At 61.4% G+C, this 9100-nt stretch carries 10 protein-coding genes and 1 tRNA gene; 7 read left to right on the forward strand and 4 right to left on the reverse strand.

The features are described 5' to 3' along the window. Positions 1–4 precede the first annotated feature (4 nt). A complete protein-coding gene (locus AC16XC_RS00570) occupies positions 5–1948 on the reverse strand; it encodes a peptidylprolyl isomerase (protein ID WP_484032683.1) in 1944 nt (647 codons plus the stop codon). A gap of 205 nt (positions 1949–2153) precedes the next feature. On the opposite strand from AC16XC_RS00570, the gene tpiA reads away from it, so the two are divergent. The 3 genes from tpiA (at position 2154) to AC16XC_RS00585 (ending at position 5145) form a co-directional block, all read left to right on the forward strand. Further along, a complete protein-coding gene (gene tpiA / locus AC16XC_RS00575) occupies positions 2154–2912 on the forward strand; it encodes a triose-phosphate isomerase (RefSeq protein ID WP_484032684.1) in 759 nt (252 codons plus the stop codon). An 88-nt stretch (positions 2913–3000) separates the two neighbouring features. Beyond that, a complete protein-coding gene (gene secG / locus AC16XC_RS00580) occupies positions 3001–3405 on the forward strand; it encodes a preprotein translocase subunit SecG (protein ID WP_484032685.1) in 405 nt (134 codons plus the stop codon). 108 nt (positions 3406–3513) lie between these two features. Continuing rightward, on the forward strand, positions 3514–5145 hold the full coding sequence (locus AC16XC_RS00585) for a CTP synthase (protein ID WP_484032686.1): 1632 nt from the start codon (positions 3514–3516) through the stop codon (positions 5143–5145). Positions 5146–5501: 356 nt separating this feature from the next. Here the strand turns inward: AC16XC_RS00585 and AC16XC_RS00590 are convergent, their stop codons facing one another. Continuing rightward, positions 5502–5972, reverse strand: a complete 471-nt coding sequence (locus tag AC16XC_RS00590; protein ID WP_484032687.1) for an Hsp20 family protein — start codon at positions 5970–5972, stop codon at positions 5502–5504. A 167-nt stretch (positions 5973–6139) separates the two neighbouring features. Between AC16XC_RS00590 and grxC the strand changes: the two genes are divergently transcribed. The 4 genes from grxC to AC16XC_RS00610 all read left to right on the forward strand — a co-directional run bounded on the left by grxC (position 6140) and on the right by AC16XC_RS00610 (position 7836). Next, positions 6140–6403: a glutaredoxin 3 gene (grxC, locus tag AC16XC_RS00595; RefSeq protein WP_484032688.1), complete on the forward strand. Its 264-nt coding sequence runs from the start codon at positions 6140–6142 to the stop codon at positions 6401–6403. Between the two features lie 21 nt (positions 6404–6424). After that, positions 6425–7252 carry a carbon-nitrogen hydrolase family protein gene (locus tag AC16XC_RS00600; RefSeq protein WP_484032689.1) on the forward strand — a complete coding sequence of 276 codons (828 nt, stop codon included), beginning with the start codon at positions 6425–6427 and terminating at the stop codon, positions 7250–7252. After that, positions 7249–7719 carry a DUF1178 family protein gene (locus AC16XC_RS00605; protein ID WP_484032690.1) on the forward strand — a complete coding sequence of 157 codons (471 nt, stop codon included), beginning with the start codon at positions 7249–7251 and terminating at the stop codon, positions 7717–7719. Before AC16XC_RS00600 ends, AC16XC_RS00605 begins: the two co-directional genes overlap by 4 nt. A gap of 40 nt (positions 7720–7759) precedes the next feature. Then, positions 7760–7836 (forward strand) — tRNA-Arg (locus tag AC16XC_RS00610). A 1-nt stretch (position 7837) separates the two neighbouring features. On the opposite strand, the gene AC16XC_RS00615 is transcribed toward AC16XC_RS00610, so the two are convergent. Both AC16XC_RS00615 and AC16XC_RS00620 read right to left on the reverse strand, forming a co-directional pair. Continuing rightward, the gene (locus tag AC16XC_RS00615; RefSeq protein WP_484032691.1) at positions 7838–8362 is read right to left on the reverse strand and encodes a hypothetical protein; all 525 of its coding nucleotides are present in this window, start codon (positions 8360–8362) and stop codon (positions 7838–7840) included. After that, positions 8359–9100 (reverse strand): JAB domain-containing protein (locus AC16XC_RS00620; protein WP_484032692.1); only part of this gene is annotated, 742 nt, incomplete at its 5' end. The genes AC16XC_RS00620 and AC16XC_RS00615, both read right to left, overlap by 4 nt.

Raw genomic sequence — 9100 nt, forward strand, 5'->3', positions numbered from 1 at the left:
CCTGTCAGCTGCCGGTGCCGCCGAGCTGGGATTTGAGGACTTCGATGGTCGAATCGTTGAGTTCGACTCCCACGTCCTCCTTTACCGCGCGGGTAAAGGACCAGGCCTGCTCGTTGGCGAGGATCCGGTGCAACTGGTCGCCCACCCGCACCAGTTCGGGATCGTTCTCAGCCAGTTCGCCCACCTCGATGTCGTCGAGCTTGGTCACGACCCAGCCGGCCTTGTTCCCCAGTTCGAGCTTCTTCACTGTGCCTTCGGCCATGCTGAACAGCAGGGCGAGCGGCGCGGCAACTCGCTGCATGTCGCTGAGCTCGCTGCGGTTCATGTCGACCGGCGTGATGGCCGGCAGGGGAACCTTTTCCTCGGCCAGCGCCGCAGCCAATGTCTGGCCCTCGTCGAGCCGCGCCGCGATCCGGTCGGCAGCTGCACGGGCGGCTTTGAGCCCTTCGGTCTGTTTCCATGCCAGCTTCACCGTGGCTTCGATCTCGCTCAGCGGGGCGGGCGCGGAATTGATGATATCGCCGACATCGTAGACGATGAAGGTCGTGCCGGTCAGCAATTCGTCGATCTGGGCCTGGCCTTCCTCCAGCGCGAAGGCGGTGGGTACGATCGGCATCAGGCCGGGCGGAACGGCGGCCTGGGAGTTGCCGTAGACTTGCCCGGTGCCGATGATCGGCGGTGTCGACTGGATCGTGAGACCGAACGCATCGGCGATCTCGACCAGATTGGCTCCATCGTTGATGGAATCCTCGATGCTGGCGCTGAGGTCGAGCAGGGCCGCGCGGCGCTTTTCGGTCGTGAGCTGGTCGACGATTTCATCGCGGACCTGTGCGATACTGCGACCGGCCTTCTGTTCGATCCCGGCAACGCGCACGATGTAAAAGCCGAGCCTGCCCCTTACCGGTTGGGTCAGCCCGCCTTGCGGAGTGGCAAACGCGGCTGCCGCGACCGCGGCCGAATCCCTGCTTGCGACATCGTCCTGCTCCATCGGCTGGCTGCGATTGACGCTCAGGCCGCGCTCGCGGGCGGCCTGGTCGAGCGACTTGCCCGCCACGACTTCCGCGCGGATTGCGTTGGCTTCGGCCTGGCCGGAAGCCAGCGGGACGATCAGCGTCTCGAGATTGCGCAACTCCGCGGCACGATACAGATCGATGTCGCGCTCATAGCGGGCCGCAATTTCAGCGTCGGTCGGCGTGATGTCGGCCGTCAGCGCTTCTTCGCCATAGGCTGCGTAACGCAGGATCCGGCGCTCGGGCCTGATATAATCCGACCGGTTGGCCTGGTAATAGGCCTGCAACTGCTCGGCGCTGGGGTCGGCGGCGGGGGCATAGGCCGCGCTCGGCAGGGTGGCGATTTCGCCCCGGCGGTGTTCATGCTGGAGTGCGGCATAGCGCCTGACCAGGCTTTCGGGCATGCGGGAATTAAGCACGACTGGGGCAAAGGCCTGCTGCTGGAGCATTCCTTCGCCGATGTAACGGCGCATCAGCGCATCGGAATATCCGAACTGATTGAGGACCGAGCGATAAACCGCCTGGTCGAATTCGCCGCTGGCGTTCTGGAACTGCGACATCTGCGCCAATTCGCTGTCGACCAGGCGCTTGCCCGCCCTCAGTCCAATCGAACGGGCAAATTCGGCGATCGCCAGCCTTTCTATCATCTGGTCCAGCACCTGCTCGAAGCCACCCGAGGCAATGAACGCCTCGCGTGACAATCCGGGGCTGGCCTGCCGCTGCGCTTCAACCTCGAGATTGATGTTGGTCTGGAGCTCCGACGTGCTGATCCGCTCGCCGCCGACGATGGCGACCCGGTCCGACCCCGATACGCCTCCGAACGTGCCGGTATTCGACACATCCATCCCGGCAAAGGCAACGCCAATCAAGACAATAAACGCCAAAGCGACAATCATGCCGATCTTGGATTGGAGGAAACTGCGAATGAGATTGATCATGGATGGCGGCCTGGCTGTTGTATCGCAGGGAAGGTTTCCTCCCCGGTCGGCAGGCGCTTTATCCGCCCTGAGGCGAGGCGGCAACAGTCCAGGCGCGGTTTGCCATTTTGTTGAAAAGCTGTTTTGACAAGCTCATCCCTGCGGACTAGCGCGCTTCCTCCGAAGTGGCGCAAGCGCGCCTGGTGGTCAGATTTGAGAGTGGTACATGGCCGAACGCCCCTACATTGTCGGCAACTGGAAAATGCATGGCACGCGAGCGATGCTGGCGGAAGCAAGGGCGATCGATCGTGCTGCCGAGCGCATGATCAAGGTCGAGGTTGCGATCGCTCCCCCGTACACCTTGATCCACGCGACCCGCAAGGAAGCAACCCTGATCGGGGTGGGTGCGCAGGACTGCCACCCGGCCGATGGCGGGGCGCATACCGGCGATATCTCCGCTGCGATGCTCAAGGATGCCGGAGCCGGATTCGTCATCCTGGGCCACAGCGAACGCCGGACCGATCATGGCGAGACCAATGCGGATGTGCTGGAAAAGGCCAAATCGGCCCTGAGTGCAGGGCTCAACATCATTGTTTGCGTTGGCGAAACCGCAATCGAACGCAGCACCGGCAAGGCCGTGAGCGTGGTCACCAAGCAGCTCCAGGGGTCTCTGCCCAGGATCGAGGATGCCGGGGCGCGGGTGACGATTGCCTATGAACCGGTGTGGGCGATCGGAACGGGCAAGACGCCTTCGATCCTCGACATCACGGAAATGCATTCCGCAATCCGCAAGAAGCTCGTCTCGATCTATGGTGAAGAAGCGCATGGAATACGGATTCTTTACGGTGGCTCCGTCAAGCCGGAGAACGCCGCGGAAATCCTGTCGGCCGAAGAGGTTGGCGGAGCGTTGGTCGGGGGAGCAAGCCTGGCTGCCGAGAGCTTCCTCGGGATCATCGTGGCGGCAACCGAGAACGGCGAGAGCTGAGAATTCGCAGCCGCGCTCCTTGCGAATGGGCGGTTGCATCGCTATTTCGCCCGTTTGAAACCTGATTTAAGCAAAGGTCGGCTGGCCAATGTCGCTCTTCATTTTCCTGACAGTCGTCCAGGCGCTGGTCGCGGCGGCGCTCGTTGCGGTCATCCTGATGCAGCGCTCCGAAGGCGGCGGCTTGGGTATCGGCGGCGGCGGCAGTCCGGGAGGTTTGATGTCCGCGCGCGGGGCGGCCGATTTCATGACCCGCACGACCACGATCCTTGCGATTATGTTCGTCGTGCTCAGCATAGTCCTGGCCGCGGTTGCGGTTGGCGCAACCTCCGACCAGGAAGTGGTCGATACGCTCGATCGAAGCGCCCAGGGCGCGGTTCCCCCGGTTACGGCCGACCCACTCGCGGATGCGGTGACCTCGGGCGCTCCGGGGACCGCCGAGCCCGCCAGCGAGGAACCCGCGACCGACGATCCGCTGGCCGGGGCAACCCAATAGCGGATTGCCCCGCCTTTCGTAAATTCAGCGAGTAACTGTGGATTGGCGCGCGCCCGGGCAAGCAATCGCTTGCGCCGAATCCGAATCTCGGCTTAAGGCCCGACTCCCATGGCGCGGTTCATATTTATCACCGGCGGCGTGGTTTCCTCCCTTGGCAAAGGCCTCATGGCCGCCAGCCTCGCGGCACTGCTGCAGGCGCGCGGATACAGGGTCCGCATCCGCAAGTTCGACCCGTATCTGAATGTCGATCCGGGAACGATGAGCCCCTATCAGCATGGTGAAGTCTATGTCACCGATGACGGAGCGGAGACCGATCTCGATCTTGGTCATTATGAGCGGTTTACCGGCGTATCAGCGCACCAGGGCGACAACATTACCTCGGGCCGGATCTACCAGCAGATCATCGCCAAGGAACGGCGGGGGGATTATCTCGGCGCAACCGTCCAGGTCATTCCGCATGTGACCGATGCGATCAAGGAATTCGCCCTGGCCGGCACCGACGATCTCGATTTCGTCCTCTGCGAATTCGGCGGCACGGTGGGAGACATCGAGGGCTTGCCGTTCATCGAGGCAATCCGGCAATTGCGCAACGAGCTGGGGCGCGACCAGACTGCCGCGGTGCATGTCACGCTGGTGCCCTATGTCGCGGCTGCGGGCGAGCTCAAGACCAAGCCGACCCAGCATTCGGTCAGGGAATTGACGAGCCTCGGCGTCCAGCCCGATCTGCTGCTGTGCCGCTGCGAACATGAATTACCCGCCACCGAAAGGGAGAAGATCGCGCTGTTCTGCAACGTTCGCAAGGAAGCGGTGATTCCGGCGCTCGATGCTTCGTCAATCTATGCGGTGCCGCTGCAATATCATGCCGAAGGGCTCGATGCGGAAGTCCTGAGGCATTTCGGGCTTGACGCGCCCGAACCCGACCTGGCGCGCTGGGAAGACATTATCGATCGTTACCAGAACCCCGAAGGCGAAGTGACGATCGGCGTGGTCGGCAAATATGTCGGGCTGCCCGATGCCTACAAGTCGCTCAACGAGGCCCTGGTCCATGGCGGCATGGCCAACCGGGTCAGGGTCAATATCCGCTGGATCGACGCGGAAATCTTCGAGCAGGCCGATTCCGACATCACAGCCAAGCTCGAGCCGCTGCATGGCATATTGGTGCCAGGCGGCTTCGGGACCCGCGGCTCGGAAGGCAAGATCGCTTCGGTGCGCTTCGCGCGCGAGCGAAAGGTGCCTTTCCTCGGCATCTGCCTCGGGATGCAGATGGCCTGTATCGAGGGCGCACGTAACACTGCCGGGATCGAAAAGGCATCGTCGACCGAATTCGGAGAGACCGACGAGCCGGTAGTCGGGATCATCACCGAATGGATGAGCGAGGAAGGCTTGCAGAAACGCGAGGCGGGTGGAGACCTGGGCGGGACCATGCGGCTTGGCGCCTATCCGGCGGTGCTTGCGGGCAATAGCCAGGTCGCGGCGATCTATGGCACAACCGAGATATCCGAACGCCACCGGCATCGCTACGAGGTCAATTCCGCCTATATCGGCGCGTTGGAGAAGGGCGGACTGGTCTTTTCAGGCATGTCGCCCGACGGGTTGCTGCCCGAAATAGTCGAACGGCCCGACCATCCATGGTTCATGGGCGTGCAATTCCATCCCGAACTCAAGAGCAAGCCATTCGATCCCCATCCGCTGTTCGCAGGATTTATTGCTGCTGCCGTAGAACAATCGCGCCTGGTTTAATTCCCCGGCATTCCGAGCGGGATAAATTCGGGAAATTCGATACAAGTTTTTGCTTGCACCGGTGGCATTGCTGGCATTAGCGAATGAACGGGTCGCCCTTTAGATTGCTCTATGCCGCAATCGGCACATTTGGGGACTCAGCGATTACTCACCGACAACGGATACACTGCCTTCAGATCGGACCTCGCCATGTCGTGCGAAGCCGAGCCGATCGTGACAGGGCTTATTCCGGAAATGACCATCGTCTGCGACCCGGATGGTCATTCTCCGGATAAGGCGGCGCTGTGCGTCGCGGGGGCGGTTCCGCAAGGAGCCGCCCCCAACCCAATTCCTGATTGGTCTTGGGCCTGAAATGATCAGGCGGCGTCGGCCTGGCCGTCGTCATTCCTGACAACTTCCAGTGTCTTCTGGCCGTTCACCGCGATCTTCTTGGGCTTCATTGCCTCGGGTACCTCCCGCACGAGGTCGATCCTGAGCAGGCCGTCCGCAAGGTTGGCGTCTTCGACGCGGACATAATCCGCCAGCTCGAAGCGCCGCTCGAAGCCGCGATTGGCGATGCCGACATGCAGCATCTCGCCATCGCCCTGTTCGTCACGCTTCTTGCCCTGGACTATCAGCAGATTCTGCTGGGCCGTGATATCGATATCCTCGGGCTTGAATCCCGCGATCGCCAGCGTGATGCGATAGGCATCATCGCCACGGCGCTCGATGTTGAATGGGGGGTAATTGTCGCCAGCGCTCTGGCGGGCCTGGTTTTCGAGCAAGTCGAACAGCCGATCGAAGCCAACCGTGCTGCGGCGATAAGGCGAAAAATCAAATCGGTTCATCTTGCAAATCCTCCTTGGAGCAATCTGGATTCCGGAACCCGGTCCTCCGGCATTCCGATGATCGAAGGCACACCCTTCCGGCGCGTGACTTCAACGCCTAGATATGGTCGCCATTCTTGTGTTCAAGAGGTATAGATCGTGCACCATATCTGCTCCGGGAACCGTCATTGAGCGCACCAAAGATCGAGATCTACACCAAGTTTGCCTGCCCCTATTGCGTGCGAGCCAAGATGTTGCTGAGTCGCAAGGGCGCGGCATTCGAGGAATTCGATATCACGCTGGGAGGCCCGAAGAAGCAGGAGCTGCTCGAAAGGGTGCCACAGGCACGCACGGTGCCCCAGATATTCATCGGCGACCTGCATATTGGAGGTTCGGATGAACTGGCCACGCTCGAGCGGGAAGGAAAGCTCGATGCGCTCTTGGGCCGCTAGGTTCCTGGGCAGGCTGGACCAATGACAAGGATCGCCTTGCTCCAGATGACCAGTTCGACAGAGCTGGCGGAAAATGCTGGCGTTCTGGTGGCTGCCATTGAAGAGGCGGCACAGGGCGGGGCGGAAATGCTGTTTACGCCGGAGATGTCGGGCCTGCTCGATCGCGATCGAATGCGCGCGGCAGCCAGCATTGCTTGTGAAAGCGACGATCCTGTCCTGGCGGCGGTGCGGCAGGCCGCGCGCGATCGGGCAATGTGGGTCGCGCTGGGGTCTCTGGCCGTCAGGACCGATGGCGAAAGATGGGCAAATCGATCATTCCTTGTCGGTCCGGACGGAGCGATCAAGGCGCGCTACGACAAGATTCACATGTTCGACGTCGCACTGGACAGCGGCGAAGCGTGGCAGGAATCGAAGGCTTACCGCCCCGGCGAAGCGGTTGTTACCGCAGAGGCTCCGATTGGAAGGCTGGGATTGTCGATCTGCTACGATGTCAGGTTTCCAGCGCTATTCGAAGAACTTGGGCGGCAAGGCTGCGATGCGATCGCGGTTCCCGCGGCTTTCACGGTGCCGACCGGTCAGGCGCATTGGCATTTGTTGCTGCGCACGAGGGCGGTGGAAGCAAGCGCTTATGTGATCGCCGCGGCACAAGTCGGCGAACATCTCGATGGCCGGCGGACTTACGGTCACAGCCTGGTCGTCGATCCGTGGGGAGAAGTGCTGCTCGATTTGGGCGGAGAAGAGTCGGGGCTTGGTTTTGCCGAAATCGAAAAGGACCGAATTGAGAAGGTGCGGCGGCAACTCCCCAGTCTTGCCAATCGCCGCAATATACCTAAATCTCCAGCCCAATGATCGTTTTTGACCTTTTCTGCGGTGATGGGCACCGGTTTGAAGGCTGGTTTGGCTCCTCGAAGGATTTCGCGAGCCAATGCGAGGGCGGGCTGGTCCAGTGCCCGCAATGCGGTTCACAGGATATCGCCAAGGCGCCCATGGCTCCGGCGGTGGCCAGGAAGGGAAACCAGGAGGCGACGGGAACGGGGTCCAGGGACGAGGCCTTGCCGGTAATGAGCGGCCTTCCATCTGCGGAGGCGGCCAGGGCAATCGCCAGGCTGGCCGAGCTCCAGGCCGACGCGCTCAAATCCTCGAAATGGGTTGGAGACAAGTTTGCCGAACATTCCCGCGCGATGCATTATGGCGAACGAAAGGCCGAAACGATCCACGGCAAGGCCACCGCGCGGGAGGCGCGGGAGCTCGCCGAGGAAGGCGTTCCGGTTGCTCCATTGCCGTTTCCGGTCGCCCCGCCAGACGAACTCAATTGATTGCCAGAGACAGCGGGCTTGCCTAAAGGCGGGCTTGCGCGCGCCCGTAGCTCAGCAGGATAGAGCACCAGATTCCTAATCTGGGGGCCACAGGTTCGAATCCTGTCGGGCGCGCCAGCTATTTGATCAATGTCAGGCTTGGCGGGCCGCCGGCGATCACCGGGTCGCGCCTCAAGCGCATGGCGGCATAATGCCTGAGCGTCTGCTTGATCTTCGACATTCCGAAATGGGTAAATGCCAGGTGCTGTACCCGGCGATCGGTGTCCGACCCGAACCGCAGGACCAGTCCGCGTTCTTCCAGATCGTCGATGTAACGGAGCGCCGTGGTGCGCGGGACGCCCGATGCCACGCAAGCGCCGGAAACAGTGACGTCGCGCCCTTCCATCTGCGCCAGAAACAGGTCGAGCAGGATATCCCAGGCGGGTTCGCTGAACAGGTCGTCATCGAGGAAGCAATGGCGTGACCTTCTCAGCTCGAGTTCGTCCCGCGCGATTTCCGCCAGACATTCATCGCCAAAAATCGAAGAAGTTTCGAGAACGCCGTTCTCCAAGCTTCCTTGATCCTGCTTCTCGGCAATCAACATTAGCCGGCTGGCGATCGTTCGCAATTCGGCGGCATTGAGTTCGGGATGCGGAGGTTTCATAGAGTCCGTTCCTGCTTGATACTGTAGATCTCGCTTCGCGTGACGATCAGGTGATCGAGCAGCACGAAGTCGAGCCGTTTGGCTGTTTCTTCAATGGTGCGGGTCGATGTCACGTCACGCTTGCTTGGGCGATAATCGCCCGAGGGGTGGTTGTGGGCGAGAACGAAGCCCGCTGCGCGCAGTTCGATTGCCCTGCGAAACAGCAAGCCAAGGCGCGTATCCAGTTTCGACGTAGAGCCGGAACCGCAGGTTTCTCCCCTGATATAATTGCACTTCTCGTCGACAAAGATGACGTAGAGGCATTCCTTCCGTCGGTTGCCGAGTTGCACCTGCAGGTAGCGTTGAAGCCGCTGATCACGCAGATCGACCGGAGTGCCCTGCAGATCTTCGCATAGTCCGAACTCGACAAGCTCTCGGGCTGCAGAGATGAGCGCGCAAACGTCGCTGTCTTCGCCTCCCGCTTCCTCGAGCTGCGAGCGGGTTGCCGCCAGGACGCCGCCGGGACTGCCAAAGCGATCGATCAGCCTCTTGGATACCCTTTGGGATCGATCGCCTGCAAAAGGCGCGAGGAGATTCTCCAGGACCTGTATGGGCCGAAGCGCGCTTCTCTCCGGTGGTGTAACCAGATGCCGCCCGCGATCGTGAAGAGCTGGAGATACGACGGACCCGCCGCCAGAACGAAATAGGCCATCGCGCTGATCTGCGAGCTCACATCGCGAATGAGATGGCTGGCGAGCG

This window comes from Candidatus Andeanibacterium sp. (assembly GCF_057143545.1).